This is a genomic window from Geodermatophilus sp. Leaf369, assembly GCF_001424455.1.
Lineage (GTDB): Bacteria > Actinomycetota > Actinomycetes > Mycobacteriales > Geodermatophilaceae > Klenkia.
In genome coordinates, this window is the sequence record NZ_LMQA01000003.1 from 295,813 (window position 1) to 313,005 (window position 17,193).

General features: G+C 76.2%; 18 protein-coding genes. 6 read left to right on the top strand and 12 right to left on the bottom strand.

The features are described 5' to 3' along the window. Window positions 1–2: 2 nt before the first annotated feature. A complete protein-coding gene (locus ASG36_RS15780) occupies window positions 3–680 on the bottom strand; it encodes a M48 family metallopeptidase (RefSeq protein WP_235495089.1) in 678 nt (225 codons plus the stop codon). Between the two features lie 324 nt (window positions 681–1,004). Here ASG36_RS15780 and ASG36_RS15785 point away from each other — a divergent pair, with 324 nt between their 5' ends. Next, entirely contained in the window at window positions 1,005–2,096 is a 1,092-nt protein-coding gene (locus tag ASG36_RS15785; protein WP_055765915.1) for a ThiF family adenylyltransferase, read from the top strand. A 31-nt stretch (window positions 2,097–2,127) separates the two neighbouring features. Next, window positions 2,128–3,450 (top strand): AarF/ABC1/UbiB kinase family protein, encoded by a 1,323-nt coding sequence (locus ASG36_RS15790; protein ID WP_055765918.1) that lies wholly within the window; start codon window positions 2,128–2,130, stop codon window positions 3,448–3,450. Between the two features lie 10 nt (window positions 3,451–3,460). Here ASG36_RS15790 and ASG36_RS22000 read toward each other — a convergent pair whose 3' ends face one another. The 5 genes from ASG36_RS22000 to ASG36_RS15810 form a co-directional block, all read right to left on the bottom strand. Continuing rightward, entirely contained in the window at window positions 3,461–3,622 is a 162-nt protein-coding gene (locus ASG36_RS22000) for a hypothetical protein (RefSeq protein WP_157498849.1), read from the bottom strand. A gap of 117 nt (window positions 3,623–3,739) precedes the next feature. Then, on the bottom strand, window positions 3,740–3,970 hold the full coding sequence (locus ASG36_RS15795; protein WP_157498850.1) for a hypothetical protein: 231 nt from the start codon (window positions 3,968–3,970) through the stop codon (window positions 3,740–3,742). After that, window positions 3,967–4,248, bottom strand: a complete 282-nt coding sequence (locus ASG36_RS15800; protein WP_304437803.1) for a WhiB family transcriptional regulator — start codon at window positions 4,246–4,248, stop codon at window positions 3,967–3,969. The genes ASG36_RS15795 and ASG36_RS15800 overlap by 4 nt, the downstream gene beginning before the upstream one ends. Before the next feature lie 148 nt (window positions 4,249–4,396). Continuing rightward, window positions 4,397–4,612, bottom strand: a complete 216-nt coding sequence (locus ASG36_RS15805; RefSeq protein WP_055765924.1) for a hypothetical protein — start codon at window positions 4,610–4,612, stop codon at window positions 4,397–4,399. A 149-nt stretch (window positions 4,613–4,761) separates the two neighbouring features. Further along, on the bottom strand, window positions 4,762–6,798 hold the full coding sequence (locus ASG36_RS15810) for an ATP-dependent helicase (RefSeq protein WP_235495091.1): 2,037 nt from the start codon (window positions 6,796–6,798) through the stop codon (window positions 4,762–4,764). Between the two features lie 133 nt (window positions 6,799–6,931). On the opposite strand from ASG36_RS15810, the gene ASG36_RS15815 reads away from it, so the two are divergent. From ASG36_RS15815 to ASG36_RS15825, 3 genes are all read left to right on the top strand, one after another. After that, entirely contained in the window at window positions 6,932–7,195 is a 264-nt protein-coding gene (locus tag ASG36_RS15815) for a mycoredoxin (RefSeq protein ID WP_235495094.1), read from the top strand. A 107-nt stretch (window positions 7,196–7,302) separates the two neighbouring features. After that, complete coding sequence (locus ASG36_RS15820; RefSeq protein ID WP_055765930.1) at window positions 7,303–7,935, top strand: ANTAR domain-containing protein; 633 nt, start codon at window positions 7,303–7,305, stop codon at window positions 7,933–7,935. Between the two features lie 101 nt (window positions 7,936–8,036). Next, window positions 8,037–8,585: a uridine kinase gene (locus tag ASG36_RS15825; protein WP_235495095.1), complete on the top strand. Its 549-nt coding sequence runs from the start codon at window positions 8,037–8,039 to the stop codon at window positions 8,583–8,585. On the opposite strand, the gene nudC is transcribed toward ASG36_RS15825, so the two are convergent. From nudC to ASG36_RS15855, 6 genes are read right to left on the bottom strand one after another with little or no spacing between them, the layout of a single operon-like run. Further along, a complete protein-coding gene (gene nudC / locus ASG36_RS15830) occupies window positions 8,573–9,565 on the bottom strand; it encodes an NAD(+) diphosphatase (protein ID WP_055765935.1) in 993 nt (330 codons plus the stop codon). The two genes, ASG36_RS15825 and nudC, sit on opposite strands and share 13 nt — an antisense overlap. Then, window positions 9,562–10,938 (bottom strand): pitrilysin family protein, encoded by a 1,377-nt coding sequence (locus ASG36_RS15835; RefSeq protein ID WP_055765938.1) that lies wholly within the window; start codon window positions 10,936–10,938, stop codon window positions 9,562–9,564. Before ASG36_RS15835 ends, nudC begins: the two co-directional genes overlap by 4 nt. Window positions 10,939–10,966: 28 nt before the next feature. Next, entirely contained in the window at window positions 10,967–12,268 is a 1,302-nt protein-coding gene (locus ASG36_RS15840) for a pitrilysin family protein (RefSeq protein WP_055765941.1), read from the bottom strand. Between the two features lie 26 nt (window positions 12,269–12,294). After that, entirely contained in the window at window positions 12,295–13,179 is an 885-nt protein-coding gene (locus tag ASG36_RS15845) for a DUF2510 domain-containing protein (RefSeq protein ID WP_055765944.1), read from the bottom strand. Between the two features lie 39 nt (window positions 13,180–13,218). Then, complete coding sequence (locus tag ASG36_RS22370; RefSeq protein ID WP_055765947.1) at window positions 13,219–14,886, bottom strand: serine/threonine-protein kinase; 1,668 nt, start codon at window positions 14,884–14,886, stop codon at window positions 13,219–13,221. Between the two features lies 1 nt (window position 14,887). Beyond that, window positions 14,888–16,309 (bottom strand): M20/M25/M40 family metallo-hydrolase, encoded by a 1,422-nt coding sequence (locus ASG36_RS15855; protein ID WP_055765950.1) that lies wholly within the window; start codon window positions 16,307–16,309, stop codon window positions 14,888–14,890. Between the two features lie 50 nt (window positions 16,310–16,359). Here ASG36_RS15855 and ASG36_RS15860 point away from each other — a divergent pair, with 50 nt between their 5' ends. Continuing rightward, window positions 16,360–17,193 carry an alpha/beta fold hydrolase gene (locus ASG36_RS15860; protein ID WP_055765954.1) on the top strand — a complete coding sequence of 278 codons (834 nt, stop codon included), beginning with the start codon at window positions 16,360–16,362 and terminating at the stop codon, window positions 17,191–17,193.

A 17,193-nucleotide genomic window follows, 5' to 3' on the forward strand; every position in this document is an offset into this window, starting at 1 on the left:
CCTCAGTCGGTGCCGCCCTGGTCCCCGACCGGGGCGGCACCGACCCGGGACTCCACGCCCTCCAGGAAGCCCAGCGCCCGCTCGGCCCGCGGGTACCGGCCGACCAGGGCCCAGAAGGCGTCGTCGTGCGCGGGCTCGAGCAGGTGAGCGAGCTCGTGCACCAGCACGTAGTCCACGACGTACTCGGGCATCCCCCGCAGCCGGCTCGACAGCCGGATCGTCCGGTCGGCGGGGGTGCACGAACCCCAGCGGCGGTTCTGGTTGTCCACCCAGCGCACGCTGCTGGGCAGCACGCCGCCCAGGTGGGCCTCGGACAGCGCCCGGGCGCGGGCGGCCAGCTCGTCGTCACCGCCCAGGGTGCGGCGCCGACGGTCCTCCCGGGTCTCGAGCTTGGCGACCATCTGGGCCACCCAGCGACGCTCCTCGGCGGCGCTGAAGGAGGCCGGGATCAGCACGACGGTGCGGTCGTCCTCGCGGTAGGCGGTGACGGTGCGCCGCCGCCGGGGACTGCGGCGGACCTCGATCGCCCCCGTCCGCTGGGAGCCCGGCCCGTGTGCCTCGCCCGCCCCACGGTGGGCGCGGCCGGTGGAGACACCGGCGCGCCCGGACCCACGGAGGGCGGCCGGCACCGCGGAGGCGGTGTCGGTCGAGGTGGTGTCGGGGGTGTCCGGTGACTGCACCCACGCACGGTAACCACCGGAGGGCCGCTCATCCAGACCGCGGACACCCGGTCGGGGACGAGTGCACACGCTCGGTGGACATCCGGGCCGGGATCGGCCGCTCCGGGCGCCGTCCACAGGGTCCCCGGGGCCCTCCGGCCCGGCCCCGCGCGGACCCGGCCACCCGACCGGGCAGTTCCGCACCCGTCCCTCCCCTGCCCGTGCACAGCGCCGGGGCCACCCTCCCCACCTCGTCCACAGCTCCGTCCACAGGAGGTGGACAGAGCCCGACCGGGTTGTGGACGCCGGGCCGGTCCCGACCCCGTCCGGTGACACGCTCGGCCGGTGACCGAGAGCACCCACCCGCTGCTGCCCCCGGGGACCCCGCTGCTGCGGCTGGGCGCCGACACCCTGCAGATCGGCGGGGCCGACGGCGGCACGGGGTTGCGGGTGGGTCCGCTGGGCGAGCGGGCCCGTCGAGCCGTCGTCACGGTCCTGAGGTCCCTCGACGGGTCCCGGCCGGAGCGGTCGCTGCCCGCGCTGGCGGTCGCCTCGGGCGTCCCCGCCGACCTGCTGGCCGACCTGGTGGTCGGGCTGCGCTCCACCGGCCAGCTCGTCGACCTCTCCCCCGCCGACCTGCTGGCCACCGACCCCGGGCCGGCGGGGCGGGCGCGGGCCGGCACCGAGCTCCCCGCGGCGGTGGCGCCGGGCCCCGGTCGGTGGCGCGGGCGCCGGGCGTCGGCCGTCGTGGTGGACGGGGCCACCCGGGTGGGTGTCCCCCTGGCGGCCCTGCTGGCCGCCGGCGGGGTGGGCCGGGTGCACGTGGTCGACCGCGGACCCGTCCGGGCCGAGGACGTCGTGGTGGGCGGGCTGTCCGCCCTGGACGAGGGACGCCCCCGCGCGCTGGCCGCGGCCGACGCCGTGCGGCGGGTGGCCCCCCAGGTCGACCTGCGGCCGCTGCCCCCGGGGCGCCCCCCTGACCTGGTGGTCCTCTGCCGGCCGTGGGCGGCCGTCGACCCGCTGCAGGGCGGCCTGCACCGGGACGGGGTGCCGCACCTGGTGGCCACTGTCCGCGGCGAGACCGGTGTGGTCGGCCCGCTCGTGGTGCCCGGCCGGACCAGTTGCCTGCGCTGCGCGGAGGCGACCCGGCGCGACGAGGACCCCGGCTGGGCCGAGGTGGTCGCCGGTCTGCGGGAGCCCGTCGTCGGGTCACCCGGCGGCGGGCCGGCCAGCGGCAGCTCGCTGACCTGCCTGTCCACGGCCGCGGCGGCCGCCGCCCAGGTGCTCGCCCACCTCGACGGCGACGCCGCGCCCACCGTGGTGGGGGCGACGCTGGAGCTCCGTCCACCGGGGTTGGTCCCCGTCCGCCGGGTCTGGCCGGCGCACCCGGGGTGCCCCTGCCGGACGGCCGGGGCAGCGGGCCCGCCGCCGATCTGACGCCTCGCTGCAGAACAGGGACACTGGAGGGGTGACGGACACCGGACGGGGAATCCCACGCACCTCGGTGTCGCGGACGGCGAAGCTGGCCTCGCTCCCGCTGGGCGCGGCGGGCCGGGCGACGCTGGGCATCGGCAAGCGGCTGTCGGGCCAGTCGTCGGAGGAGGTCTCGGCCGAGCTGCAGCAGCGCACCGCCGAGCAGCTCTTCGCCGTGCTCGGCCAGCTCAAGGGCGGGGCCATGAAGCTGGGGCAGCAGCTCTCGGTGTTCGAGGCCGCCGTCCCCGAGGAGCTCGCCGCGCCCTACCGCGAGGCCCTGGTCAAGCTGCAGGAGGAGGCGCCCCCGATGCCGGTGCGCACCGTGCACGCGGTGCTGGCCCAGCAGCTCGGTGGCACGTGGCGGACCCGGTTCGCCGACTTCGACGACACCCCGGCGGCCGCGGCGAGCATCGGGCAGGTGCACCGGGCGACCTGGCGCGACGGCCGGGACGTGGCGGTCAAGATCCAGTACCCCGGTGCCGGTGCCGCGCTGATGGCCGACCTGAACCAGCTGTCCCGCTTCGCGCGGATGTTCGCCGTCCTGTTCCCCGGGATGGACGTCAAGCCGCTGATCACCGAGCTCAAGGCCCGGGTCGCCGAGGAGCTGGACTACGGCCAGGAGGCCGACTCCCAGCGCGCCTTCTCCGCCGCCTTCGTCGACGACCCGCAGATCAGCGTGCCCCGGGTGGTGGCCAGCGCTCCCAAGGTGATCGTGTCGGAGTGGATGGAGGGCACCCCGCTCGCCAAGATCATCACCGACGGCACCCAGGAGCAGCGCGACCGCGCCGGGATCCTGCTGACGGTGCTGCACTTCTCCGGCCCGCAGAAGGCCGGCCTGCTGCACGCCGACCCGCACCCGGGCAACTTCCGGTTGCTCCCCGACGGCCGGCTCGGGGTCATCGACTTCGGCGCCATCGCCCGCCTCCCCGGCGGGCACCCCGAGCCCATCGGCCGGCTGGTGCGGCTGGCGCTGGCCGACGAGCCCGAGCACGTGCTGGCCGACCTGCGCACCGAGGGCTTCGTCCGGGCCAACGTGGCGGTCGACGCCCGCGGGGTGCTGGACTACCTGCGCCCGCTGCTGGAGCCGGTCGCCACCGATCACTTCCACTTCACCCGGGCCTGGATGCAGGAGCAGGCCACCCGGGTGGGCGACCCGCGCAGCGAGGCGAGCCGCCTGGGCCGCCAGCTCAACCTGCCCCCGGCCTACCTGCTGATCCACCGGGTGACGATGGGGTCGATCGGGGTGCTCTGCCAGCTCGGTGCGGCCGGGGACTTCCGCGCGGTCTGCGAGGAGTGGCTGCCCGGCTTCTCCGCCTGAGGGCCGTCCCTCAGGGGTCCAGCCGGGCCTCGATCTCCCGGACGTGCCGCCGGACGCAGCCCGGGCACAGCACCCGCTCGACCCCGCCCCGGGTGGTCTCCCGGGCCCAGTCCAGCGGCACCGGCACGGGCGCCCGGTGGCCGCAGACCCCGCAGGCGGTCGGTGTCTCCATCCCCCGATGATGCCCGCCGCAGGACGACGAAGGCCCCACCTGCTCCCCGGTCGGGGTGCGCGGGTGGGGCCGTCGGTGGTGCGCTCGGCGGGGTGGGTGGCGGGACGGGCGGCACGGTCAGCGCACCGCGGCGCTGGCGCGGGCGGCCCGACGGGTCGCCCGCTCGGCGCGGCGCGCCCACCGTCGTGCGGCGACGACGCGGCGGGCCCGGGCGGCCGCGTCGGCATCGGCCACCAGGTGCTCCTGGTGCGTGCGCGCCACGAGCAGGACGCCGTCGTAGTGGTTGCTGGTGAGGTCCATGTCCCCTCCTCTCCGGGTCTGGTGGTGGTCGGTGCCGGGCCCGCTCACGCGGCGACCTTGCGGGGCCGGCCCCGGGGCCGCTTGCGGGCGATGACCACGCCGTGGTCGAAGATCTCCCCGCCCCAGACGCCCCAGGGCTCGCCCCGGTCCAGCGCGCCGGCCAGACAGTCGGTCCGCAGGGGGCAGTCGACGCAGTGCGCCTTGGCCTCCTCCAGCCGGGCCGGGGTCTCGGCGAACCACAGGTCGGGGTCCTGCACCCGGCAGGGCAGGACGGACCCGAGCTCGGCGTGCCGGTCCGGTGCCGGGTGTTCGATCGTGTGCTGCACGGCCGCTCTCCTTCTCCTCGTGCCGTGACCGGTCGACGGAGGTCCCGCCGACCGGGAGGTCGGTGGGATCGGCGGCGGACGTGACGGAGGCCGCGGATCCCGGGTGTGTCACCGGGTCCCGCGGCCTCGAGGAGGTCCGTGCGAGCTGCTAGCTCGGAGAGGTCCTCGAGGGCGGTGTGCCCGGGGTGGTGCTCTTCTCGCCGGTGGTGGCGCCGACCGGCAGACCGGTCATCGGGACGCGCAGCCGGACGGCGGCAGGCAGAGCGGTCCCCTGGAACCGGTCGGCCTGCGGGCTGGTGAGGCTGCCGCCACACGCGACGGAGACCCCGACGTGGATCGGGGTCTCGTAGGTGTTCGTGCCCATCTGGACCCCTCCTCTCGGGGCTCGGAGCGCGGCCGGTGGGCCGGGCTCGGGGTGGCGGTCAGGTCGTGCCCTCCGTCACCGGAGGGCGTGCTCAGCAGGCTAGGGGACCTCCCGGACAGCGGTCAACGCATTAAACGAGGCCGACCCGATCAGGTGTCCGCGGCCACCGTGGCCAGCACGTCCTCGCCGTAGGCCGCCAGCTTGCGGGCGCCGATCCCGGGCAGGGCGGCGAGCTCGGTGAGGGTGCGCGGCCGGGTCTCGGCGATGGCCTGCAGGGTGGCGTCGCCGAGGACGACGTAGGCCGGCACGGAGGCCGCCGTGGCGGCCTCGGTCCGCCAGCTGCGCAGGGCCTCGAACAGCTGTCCGGCGGCGCCGTCGAGGACCACCGCCGCGCGCGCGGCGGGGGTCCTCCGGGCGGCTGTGGACTCCGGGGCGATGCCGGTGAGGAAGCGGCTGCGGGGGCGGGAGCGGCGACCCCCGGGCTGGCGGGACAGCGACCAGGACAGCGTCAGCTGCTCCCGGGCGCGGGTGACCGCGACGTACAGGAGCCGGCGCTCCTCCTCCACGGCGTCCGGGCGGTTCAGCGACTGCGCGATCGGCAGCACCCCGTCGACCAGGCCGACGACGAACACGGCGTCCCACTCCAGGCCCTTGGCCGCGTGCATCGAGGCCAGCGTGACGCCCTGGACGGTGGGGGCGTGCTGGGCGTTGGCCCGCTCGGCCAGGTGGGTGACGAAACCGGCCAGGTCGAGCGTGGGCTGCTCGGCGACCAGGTCGACGGCGAGGTCGACCAGCGCCGACAGCGACTGCCAGCGGTCCCGGGCCGCCCCGCCGGGTGGGGGGCGGTGCTCGACCCAGCCGACCGACGCCAGCACGTCGCGCACGGTGGGCACCAGGGCGCCGTCGTCCCGGCCGGCGGCCGCACCGCGCAACAGCAGCACCGCCTCCCGCACCTCGGGGCGCTCGAAGAACCGCTCCCCGCCCTTGAGCACGTAGGGCACCCCGGCGTCGGCGAGCGCGGACTCGTAGACCTGGGACTGGGCGTTGATCCGGAAGAGCACCGCGATCTCCGCGGCAGGCAACCCGCCGTCCACCAGCGCGCGGCAGGCCGCGGCGACCGCGGCGGCCTCCGTGGGCTCGTCGGGGTGTTCCAGGAAGCGCGGTTCGGGGCCGCCGGCTCGCTGGCCGAGCAGGCGCAGCCCCGGCAGGCCGCGACGCCGGGGCGCCATCCCGATGATCCGGTTGGCCAGGCCGACGACCTCCGGCGTGGAGCGGTAGTCGCGCTCCAGCTTCACCACCTCGGCGTCGGGGTAGCGGTCGGCGAACCCGAGCAGGTGGTCGGGGTCGGCGCCGGTGAAGGAGTAGATCGTCTGGTTGGGGTCACCGACCACGCACAGCTCGGCCCGGCCACCCAGCCAGGCGTCGAGCAGCCGCTGCTGCAGCGGGTTGACGTCCTGGTACTCGTCGACGACGAAGTGCCGGTACTGCCCGCGCACCTCCCGGGCGACGTCGCGGTGCTCCTCCAGGGCGTAGGCGGTGACCAGCAGCAGGTCCTCGAAGTCCAGCGACCCGTCGCGGGACTTGGCCTGCTCGTAGCTGGCGTACACCGCGGCGACGGCGGCCGGCTCGAACGGGGTCTCCCGGGCCGCGGCCTTCGCCCGGGCCGGGTAGTCCTCCGGGGTGGCCAGGGTGGTCTTGGCCCACTCGATCTCACTCGCCAGGTCGCGCAGGCTGGCCCGGTCGGTGGTCAACCGGTTGCGGGTGGCGGCACCGGCGACGACCCGCAGCTTGTTCTCCACCAGCTCGGGCATGGGGCCACCGAGCACCCGGGGGGCGAAGTACCGCAGCTGACGCATCGCGGCGGCGTGGAAGGTGCGGGCCTGGACACCGCCCACGCCCAGCGCGGACAGCCGGCCCCGCAGCTCCCCCGCGGCCCGGGCGGTGAACGTCACGGCCAGCACCTGCTCGGGGGTGTAGACGCCGGTGTGCACGCCGTAGGCGATCCGGTGGGTGATCGTGCGGGTCTTGCCGGTCCCCGCGCCGGCCAGGATGCAGACCGGGCCGGTCACCGCCGCCGCCGCGGTGCGCTGCTGCTCGTCCAGGCCGGCCAGCACCGCCGCCGCGCTGTCGGGCGGGGGGCTCTCCGTCGACCCCGCACGACCCGACCCGAGCTCACCGACGACCACGGCCCGAGTCTGGCAGCCGGGTCCGACAGCCGGGGGAAGCATCCCCAGGGGGTCGTCGTTGTCCCGGGTGCGTGCGACCGCATGCCGTCGACCCGAGTGGCCGGCGTCCGCACCACCGATGGAGGATCGCTCCGTGAGCGCACCGACTGCCCCCGTGACCATGTACACCACCAGCTGGTGCGGCTACTGCGTCCGGCTGAAGAAGCTCATGCAGCGTGAGGGCATCGAGTGGGCCGAGGTCAACATCGAGACCGACGACGGTGCGGCCGACCTGGTGATGAAGGCCAACGGCGGCAACCGCACCGTGCCCACGCTGGTCTTCGCCGACGGCAGCGCCCTGACGAACCCCAGCATCGAGCAGGTCAAGAACCAGCTCGCACAGCTCCCCGGCGCGTGATCCCGGCTCCACGGCCCTCCCCGGGTGATGATCACCCTGGTGCGGGCCGTGGACGGCCCGCACCGCCGCGACCGTCCGGGTCGCCCCGAGGCAGGGAGGACGTGGTCGTGAGCACACCGGTCGGTCCCGCCGCCACCCCCGCCGAGCACCCCGCCGAGCCCCACCTGGCCCCCGGTGACGACGTCGTGCGCACCGCGGCGGGGGCGCCGGCGTTCGTGGTCACCCGCACCACCCGGGGCTGGGCGGTGCTGACCCCCGCTGGAGCCGAGGACGCCCCCGACCTCGTCGAGGCCATGAGCCTGGCCGACCTGATCGCCGAGGACCTGGGCGCCTCGCCCGAACCCGGTCGCGACGCCCGCCGGGCCGCCCGGGGTGCGGTCGACGCCGCCGACGAGACCGACCCCCGCGACGCCCGGATCGCCGGCCTGGAGCGGACCGTCGCCCAGCTGGAGCACGCACTGGCCACCCGGGTCTCCACCGAGCGGGCCATCGGGGTGCTCGCCGCACGTTCGGGCTGCAGCCCCCGGGAGGCCTTCGAGGGGCTGCGCAAGCAGGCCCGGTCCGCCGGACGGTCGGTGCACGACCTGGCCCGCGAGGTCATCGACGGACTCACCTCGGCCCCGACCGTCCCGGCACCGGCCACTCCCCCGCCGGGCGACCAGTCCGCGCGGGGCAGTGCGCGTCGGGTCGAGCGCACCCGTGCCCGGCACGGGGCCGCCCCCGGTCCGGTCCAGGGCTGACCCTGAGCTCTCCGCTCCCGCTCACCCCCGTCGCGCTGGCCGACCGTCTCGCGGCCCTGCTGGCCGACACCCCGGCCGAGGCCGGCGCCGCCGCGCTGCGGGTGGCCCTCGACGGGCCGGACACCGCCGACCCCGAGGCGCTGGCCCGGGCGGTCGCCGAACGGCTCCCCGCGCTCGGCCGCCCGGTGACCGTCGTCCCGGCGGCCGGGTTCCTGCGTCCGGCCTCGGTGCGCCTGGAGCACGGCCGCACCGACCCCGACGCGCGGTACACCGACTGGCTCGACGTCCGTGCCCTCGCCCGGGAGGTGCTCGACCGGGTCGGCCCCGGCGGGCCCGGTGACGTGCTGCCCGAGCTGTGGGACGCCGTCCGGGACCGGGCGACCCGGGCCGTGCGGGTGCCCGCAGCCGGGGTCGTGCTGGTGCCCGGGGCGCTGCTGCAGGGCGTCGGGCTGGCCTTCGACGTGGTGGTGCACCTGCGGGTGGGCCCGGCTGCCCGGGCCCGCCGCACCCCGGCGGCGCAGGCCTGGGAGCTGCCGGCCTTCGACCGGTACGACGAGGAGGTCGACCCGGTGGCGCTGGCGGACGTGGTCGTGCTCGCCGACCACGCCGACCGGCCGGCGCTGGTGCTGCAGGGCCGCTACAGCTCCTGAGCCAACCAGCGGTCGAGGATGTAGCGGGCGATGGAGACCGGCGGCGGCAGCGCGGCCGGTCCGTCACCGGCCAGCAGCTCGGCCCGGCTGAACCATCGGGCCTCCTCGATCTCGTCGTGATCGACCCGCAGCTCGGTGTCCACCGCACGCGCCGTGTAGCCCAGCATCAGCGACTGCGGGAAGGGCCAGGGCTGGCTGGACACGTACTGCACGTCGGTGACCTCGAGACCGACCTCCTCGGCCACCTCGCGGGCCACCGCGGCCTCGGCGGACTCCCCCGGCTCGACGAACCCGGCCAGGATGGAGAACCTCCCGGCCGGCCACACGGCCTGCCGACCCAGCACGCACCGGTCACCGCCGTCGTGCACCAGCATGATCACCGCGGGGTCGGTCCGCGGGAAGACCTCCTGGCCCGTGCTGGGGTCGCGCTGGGTCCAGCCGGCCTTCTCGATGGTGGTCGCCGTGCCCGTGTAGGGGCTGAAGCGGTTGCGCTCGTGCCACTCCACGATGCCCACCGCCTGGGCCAGCAGGCCGGCGTCCCGGTCGCCGAGCTCCCCGCCGACCTCGCGCAGGCCGGTCCAGCCGTCCACCGGCCGGCCGTTGACGGTCAGCGCACGCTCCCCCCGGACCACCGCGTACGGCACGCCGTCGGCGTGGCCGAGGTAGATGCCACCGGTGGGGAACCCCGGCTGGGTGTCCCAGACGAGCTCGGGACCGGCCGCCCCCTCGTGCACCGGCACCTGGCGCTTCTCGTCGATGGTCAGCACCTGCACCGGGCGGCCCTGTGCGGGGTCCTCGAGCAGCCGGTCCAGGTGGCCGCGGTCGTGGCCCACCCGGGACAGCACGGGCACGTAGTCCCCGGAGGAGGCGGTGGAGGTGACCCACACGCCGTCCTCGACGGGGGTCTCCAGCGGCGGGTGGCCACCGGTCGGGGGCTCGGGGTTGTCGGCGGCGGTGCTGCCGCCGGGGGGGACGGTCACGCGGGGCTCCCGGGGGTCGTGGAGGGCACGGTCTCGACCGGGCCGAGGGCACGCAGCTGGTCCTCGACCTGCGTGGCGTCACCGACCACGACCGTGGTGAGACCGGCGGGGTGCAGCCAGCGGCGCGCGGCCGCGGACACCTCGTCGAGGGTGACGGTGGCCAGGGCGGCCTGGTGCTCGGCCAGCCACTCGGGGGGCAGGCCGTGGCCGATCAGCGCGGACAGCGTGCTGGCCAGCCCGGCGTGGGTGGCCGTGGCCAGGGCCATCGTGCCCAGCACGTACCGGCGGGCGCCCTCGAGCTCGGCGTCGGTGACCGGCAGCAGGGCGATCCGGCCCAGCTCGTAGGTGGTCTCCAGCAGGGCGGGCCCGGTGACCCCGGTGGCGACGTCGGCGTCGACCAGGAACGAGGAGCCGGCGCCCAGGTGGTCGACCGCGCTGCGCGGGCTGTACGTGTAGCCGCGGCGTTCCCGGATGTTCTCCACCAGGCGGGAGGAGAAGTAGCCGCCGTAGACCATGTTCGCCAGCCGGACGGCCGGCAGCTCGGGGTCCAGCCGGCCGGGCGCAGGACCGCCGAGCCGGATGTTGGATTGCACGGCGCCGGGCCGGTCGACCAGCTGCTGCGGCCGGGGGCCGACGGTCGGCAGCGGCCCGGCCTCGACGCCGGTGCCCTCGCCCACCCAGTCGCCCAGGGCGGCGGCCACCGCGTCGGCGGCGGCCGCGGGGTCCAGGTCGCCGACGAGGACCAGCGTGCTGCCCGCGGGGAGCACTCGCTGGCGGTGGAGGGTGCGCAGCGCGGCCGGGGTGACCTGCTCGACGAGGCCGGGCTCGGGCATCTGCACGGCGTAGGGGTGCTGGCCGTAGCGGCGGGTGGCCAGGGCGGTGCGGGCGACCACGCCGGGCTGGGAGCGGGCGATGCCGATCCGCTCGGTGACCCGGGCGCGCTCGGCGGCGACCTGGTCGGTGGGGTACGTGGGACGGACGAGCAGCTCGGCGAGCACACCCAGCACGGCGGGCAGCCCGGCCGGGAGCATCGTCGTCCCCAGCAGGAGGCGGTCGGGGTCGGCCGACACCGACAGCTCGGCGCCCTCGGCCTGCAGCAGCTGGGCGACCTGGACCTGGTCGTGGGACTTCGTGCCCAGCAGCACCGCCCCGGTCAGGACCGAGGTGCGGGCCACGTGCACGGCGGCCGCGCGGGCGGAGGGGGCCGCGAACGGGATCCGCAGCCGCAGCTCGACCAGCGGGACCCCGGGCCGGGGCACGACGGCCAGCCGCAGCCCCGAGGGCAGCGTGCTCAGGTGCACCTCGGGCACCGGCTGCGGGCGGGGGTCACCCAGCGGCGGGACCAGGGAGAGGTCGAGGACGGGGGCGCTCACGAGGGGCCTCTCAGACGGTGGGGGGTGGTCACGATCGGGTGCGCAGCTCGAGGACGGCGGCGCTGTCGCGGGTGAGCCCGCGGGCGGCCTGCTGCACGGCCTCGGGGGTGACGGCGGCCAACCGCGCGGCCAGTTCGCCGGACAGCTCGGCGCGGCCGTGCACCAGCTCGGCGGAGGCGAAGCCCAGCGTGCGCCCCAGCACCGAGTCGGCGCCGCGCAGCAGCTGCGCGCTGGTGCGGGCCTGCACCCGGGTGAGCTCGTCGGCGGGCACGCCGTCCTGGGCGACCTTCTCGACCTCCTCGTGCACCGCGGCCAGCACCCGCTCGGGGGTGACGTCGGCCGGGTGGTGCACCTGGGTGGTGAGCAGGGTGGCGTCCCGGACGTCGAACGGGTCGCCGAACAGGCCCACGTAGGAGGCCTGCGCGACCGCGAGGTGGTCCCGGTGCACCAGCCGCAGCTCCAACCGGGAGGCGTCGCCCTCGCTGAGCAGCTCCGAGAGCAGCACGGTCCCGAGGTAGGTCTCCAGGTCACCCACCGGGTCGGGCACCCGCCAACCGATGGCCACGGCCGGTGCCGGTGCCAGGTCGTCGACCACCACGGCGTGCCGGGGGCCGGTAGGGGAGGCCTCCCCCGTGTAGGGCGTGGGCGGGGCCGCCCGGTGCGGGACGGCGTCGAACCACCGGCGCACCAGCGCCTCGGTCTCGGCGACGTCGAGGTCACCGCCCAGGCAGAGCACCGCGTTGGCCGGGGCGTAGTAGCGGTCGAAGAAGTCCTGCGCGTCGTCCACGGTGGAGGACTCGAGGTCGACGAAGGAGCCGTACCCGTCGTGGGTGTTGGCGAAGGACTCGAACGCGACCTCGGGCAGCTGCAGCCAGGGGAAGGCGCCGTAGGGCCGGTTGAGCACGTTGACCCGGATCTCCTCCTTCACCACGTCGATCTGGTTGCGGAGGTTCTCCTCGGTGATGGCCGGGGACGCCATCCGGTCGGCCTCCAGGAACAGCGCCCGCTCCAGCGCCTCGGCCGGCAGCGCCTCGAAGTAGTTCGTGTAGTCCTGGTGGGTGGAGCCGTTGAAGGTGCCGCCGGCGGCCTGGACGAGCCGGGCGTGCTCCATCTTCGGCACGTGCGCCGAGCCCTGGAACATGACGTGCTCGAAGAGGTGGGCGAACCCGGTGCGGCCCTGCGGCTCCGAGCGCATGCCGACGTCGTAGAAGACGCTGACGGCGACGACCGGGACGCTGCGGTCCGGGGCCAGCACGACGCGCAACCCGTTGTCGAGGGTGAACCGCTCCACCGGGTGCCGGAGGGTCAGATCGGCAGCGGTCGCAGTCACCGTCCGACCCTATCCGCGGGTACCGGTCACAACACCTCCACCGCCTCCAGCACCCGGTCGACGACGCCGTAGAGCTCGGCGTGGGTGTTGGGGATGGAGATGTAGAGCAGAGCCGGTGCCGGGCGACCGACGTCGACGACGAGCATCGCGGCGCGCTCCCCGGTGGCCTCGTAGCCCTCGACGTCCCAGCTGAGGGTGAACTCGTACAGCCAGGCGGGCGCGCCGTCGACGGTCATCGCCTCGTCGCGCAGCACCGCACGCTCGTTGGGTGCGGGGTAGTAGTTGCCCCGCGCGCTGTCGGCGACGGCCAGCGCGGTGGCCTGCTCGCTGCCCGGCCCGGCCCAGCCGTAGCCCTCGGCGACCGGGCCGGACGTGACCTGGGCGATGAACTGGCCGCCGCTGGGCACGCCCTCCTGGGTGACGAAGAACTGGCCGGCCACCGACGTCGTCTCGAACGGGACACCGGAGGCGTACTCGTACCAGCCGTCGCCGAGGAACGGGTAGGAGATGCCGGCCTCCTCGTCGACGATCCGCACCGTGCCCGGGTCGAAGGTCGGCCCGGCCGGGGCGGTGACCGCGGCCGACGTGGCGACCGGGGTGCTGCTGCCCGACCGGCCCAGGAGCACCGCCACGAGGACGACCACCACGACGGCGACGAGCACCCCGCCGCCCACCAGCAGCGGCGCGGTGCTGCTGCGCCGGGGCGGTGCGGCGGTCCACGGCGCGGCCGGGCGCTGCGGGACCGGCTCGAACGCGGACCCGACGTCGACCCCGGGGCCGGCCGGTGTGGTGACGTCGGACCAGGTCACCCCGTTCCACCAGCGCACCAGGCCCGGGCCGCCGTCGGGGTCGGGGTACCACCCCGGTGCCGCCACCTGCGTCCCGCTCCCGGACTGCCCTGGTCCGCTCATGCCGGCGAGCCTAGGGGGCCCGGTGTCCGGGCCGGCGGGTCACAGGTCGTCCCGGTCGGCGGTGTCCCGCCACCAGGACAGCAGGGGCGGGAGGCCGTCGACGCCGCCACCCCGGGCGGACACCGTGGCCAGGCCCGGGCGGTCGTCCCAGGTCCAGGTGAGCACCGGGTCGCCGTCACCGTCCACCGAGCAGGCCAGCCGGCCGACGGGCTGCTCGTCGAAGTCCGCCAACCGCACCCACCCCTGCTCGCCCTCGGACCCGGAGCACGCGAAGTCGTCGTCCCCCTCGAGCTGGGGCAGTCCGCCGGCGGCGACGACGGCCTCGAAGGCCGCGGCTGCCTCCGCCGGGGAGTCGTAGAGGTCGTAGCGCTGGGTGGCCGGGCCGTCCTCGGTGCCGCTGGCCCCGCAGTCCAGACCGGTGAGCACGGCGTCCGTGGGGTCGGTGACCGTGCAGGAGGACGGGTCGACGTCGGCGGGCAGCCCGACGGCGAGCAGGTCCTGTCGGGCATCGATCGCGTCGTCCTGGGCGTCCGACGCCCGGCCGAGGGCGAGCACGAGCCCGATCCCGAGGGCAGCCGCGACCAGCGCCAGGACGACGACGGTCACCGGCAGCACCCGGCCGGGAGCCCGCCCGGCGGGCGCCGCCCGGTCCGGCGCCCACGGCGGGGGTCCGGGGAACGGGGCCGGAGCACGCGGGGGCTGGGCCTGGACCGACGTCGGTGCCGGGCGGGGCCGCTCGGCCGTCTCCGGCCGGCCGCCGTCACCGGCGGCCAGGCCGATCGTGGTGGGCGCGGTGCCCTCGGTCGGCGGGAGCTCGGCGGGGCGGGGCACCTCGACGCCGCTGACGCTCAGCGCCGCACGGGCGGCAGCGGCCATGCCACCGGCCGAGGTCCACCGCTCCGCGGGGTCCTTGGCCAGCCCCCGCGCCACGATGGCGTCCAGCAGCGCCGGCACCCCGGGGGTGATCGAGCTCGGTGCCGGTGGCGGGGTGTTGACGTGGGCGTACATCTGGCTCGCGGCGTCCGCGGCGGTGAAGGGCCGCTGACCGGTGAGGGCCTCGAACAGCACGCAGGCCAGGGAGTAGACGTCGGCCGCCGCACCCAGCTCGCCGCCCAGGAACCGCTCGGGCGCCATGTACTCGGTGCTGCCGACGGTGAGCCCGGTGCCGGTCAGCGGCGGGCCGGTGCTGCTGTCCACGGTGCGCGCGATGCCGAAGTCGACGAGGTAGACGAAGTCCTCCCCCGGCGCCGAGTCGGCCAGGTCGCCGCCGTCGGCCCGGCCGACGAGCAGCACGTTGGAGGGCTTGACGTCGCGGTGCACCAGGCCGTCGGCGTGCGCGGCGTCCAGCGCCCGGGCCACCTGACCGACGACGTCGACGGCACGGGCCGGGTCGAGCGGGCCGGTGCGCCGCAGGAGAGCGGCGAGGTCCTCGCCCTCGACCAACCGCATGTCCAGGAACAGCCGGCCCTCGATCTCGCCGTACCGGTGGATGGGGACGACGTGCGGTTCGCGCAGCCGGGCGGCCACCCGGGCCTCCCGGCGGAACCGCTCCCGGTAGGAGTCGTCGGTGGCCCACTGCGGGTGCAGCACCTTCAGGGCGACGTCCCGCTCGTGCTCGGCGTCGTGGGCCCGCAGCACCTCGCCCATGCCACCGCGCCCGAGCACCCCGAGCACCCGGTAGGGACCGAACTGCGCGCCCTCCTCCACCTCAGCGTCCGGCGAAGGGGACCGTGGCGAGCTCGCGCCACAGGTGGGCGGTGGCCTCGGCGCCGCGGTGGAGCATCGGCAGCAGCACCCGCTCGTCCGGTGCGTGGATGCGGTCGGTGGGCAGGCCCGCGCCGAGGAAGAGCAGCGGGGCGCCGAGCACCTCCACCAGGTCGGCCTCCGGGCCGCTGCCGCCCTCGCGGGTGAACAGCACGTCCTCGCCCGGGACGTCGAAGGCCTGCCCGATGGAGCGCAGCAGCGCGTCCATCGCCGGGTGGTCCAGGTCGCTGGCGCACGGGCTCACCCCGCCGGCCGGCACGTGCACGTCGGCCTCGATGCCCGCGGGGGTGTGCTGCTCGACCCAGGCCCGCACCTGCTCCGCCAGGTCGGACGGCACCTGGTCGGCCACCAGCCGGAAGGTCACCTTGGCGTGTGCCTCCGACGGCACGATCGTCTTGTGCCCGGGCCCGGTGTAGCCGCCCCACATGCCGTTGACCTCGGCGGTGGGCCGGGCGCCGACCCGCTCCAGGGTGCTGAAACCGGCCTCGCCGGTGGCCGCGCGGGACGCCGCCGGGCCGGCCAGCCAGGCCGCCTCGTCGAAGGGCACCCGGCCCATCAGCGCACGCTCGCGCTCGGTCAGCGGACGCACCTTGTCGTAGAAGCCCGGCAGGGTGACCCGGCCGGACTCGTCGTGCAGGCCGGCCAGCAGCGACGCCATCGCGTGCAGCGGGTTGGGCACCGCGCCGCCGAAGGACCCGGAGTGCAGGTCGACGCCCGGGCCGCGCAGGGTGATCTCGGCATCGGCCAGCCCGCGCATCGCGGTCACCGCGCTGGGCACGTCGGCGGCGGCCATGCCGGTGTCGCTGACCACGACGACGTCGCAGTCCAGCCGGTCGCGCCGCTCGTGCAGCAGCTCGACGAAGTGCGGGGAGCCGGACTCCTCCTCGCCCTCGACCAGCAGCTTCACCGTCACCGCGGGGGTGTCGCGGCCGGTGGCGGCCAGGTGCGCACGCATGCCCAGCAGGTGGAAGGCGACGTTGCCCTTGTCGTCGATGGCGCCGCGGGCGTGCAGCTCGGGGCCGGCCGGGGTCTCCACCCGGGTGGGCTCGAAGGGCGGGTACGTCCACGCCTCCTCCGGGTCCACCGGCTGCACGTCGTGGTGGCCGTAGACCAGCGCGACCGGTGCGCCCGCGTCGGCCGAGGGCCACTCGGCGTAGACGGCGGGGGCGCCGGCGGTCGGCCACACCTCGACCACGGGGAAGCCCGTGCGGCGCAGCGCCTGAGCCAGCCACTGCGCGCTGGCGGCCACGTCGCCGGCCCGGGCCGGGTCGGCGGACACCGACGGGATCCGCAGCCAGGCGTCCAGGTCGGCGTGCAGGTCGTCCAGGTGGGCGGTCACGAAGTCGCGTTCGGCGTTGCTGCTCACCGCGCGACGGTAACGCGCCCCGCCGGGGCACCCGGGATACGTTCGGCGCCATGCCCCCCGGACAGCTGCAGGTGGACGTCGGCGACCTGACCTTCGACGTGCGGACCGACGGTCCCGAGGACGGCCGCCCGGTGCTGCTCCTGCACGGGTTCCCGCAGAACTCCTCCTCGTGGGCCGCGGTCAGCCCGCTGCTCGCCCAGGCCGGGCTGCGCACCTACGCCCCCGACCAGCTCGGCTACTCCCCCGGCGCCCGGCCCGACGAGCCCGAGGCCTACGCACTGCCCGCCCTGGCCCAGGTCACCGCCGACCTCATGACGGCCCTGGACGTGCCGGTCGCCGATGTCGTGGGCCACGACTGGGGCGCCAACGTGGCCTGGGCGCTGGCCGCCTGGCACCCCGACCGGGTGCGCACGCTCACCGCGGTGTCGGTGCCGCACCCCACCGCGTACACGCTGGCCTACCGGGCCGACCCGGAGCAGAAGGAGCGCTCGGCCTACATCAAGCTCTTCTGGCAGGTCGACAAGGCCGAGCGGGTCCTGCTCGAGGACGACGCCCGTCGGTTGCGCCGGCTGCTGGACGGGGTGGACCCGGAGGCCGTGGCCGACTACGTGGCCCACCTGCAGGCGCCGGGTGCGCTCACCGCGGCGCTGAACTGGTACCGGCAGATGAGCGGGGACACCCCGGTGGACCCGGTCGGGGTGCCCACCACCTACGTGTGGAGCGACGCCGACGTGGCCGTCGGCCGCACCGCGGCGCAGGCCTGCGCGGACCAGGTGACCGGGGACTACCGCTTCGTCGAGCTGCCCGGGGTCTCGCACTGGGTGCCCGAGCACGCCCCGGAGGCACTGGCCCGCGCGGTGCTGGACCGGGTCGCCTCGGTCTGA

Excerpts from the sequence above, each read along its gene's own strand:
- ASG36_RS15845 (WP_055765944.1), bottom strand. The coding sequence starts at position 13,179 with ATGAGCGGACCAGGGCAGTCCGGGAGCGGGACGCAGGTGGCGGCACCG.
- ASG36_RS15860 (WP_055765954.1), top strand. The coding sequence starts at position 16,360 with ATGCCCCCCGGACAGCTGCAGGTGGACGTCGGCGACCTGACCTTCGAC.
- ASG36_RS22000 (WP_157498849.1), bottom strand. The coding sequence starts at position 3,622 with ATGGAGACACCGACCGCCTGCGGGGTCTGCGGCCACCGGGCGCCCGTG.
- ASG36_RS15805 (WP_055765924.1), bottom strand. The coding sequence starts at position 4,612 with ATGGGCACGAACACCTACGAGACCCCGATCCACGTCGGGGTCTCCGTC.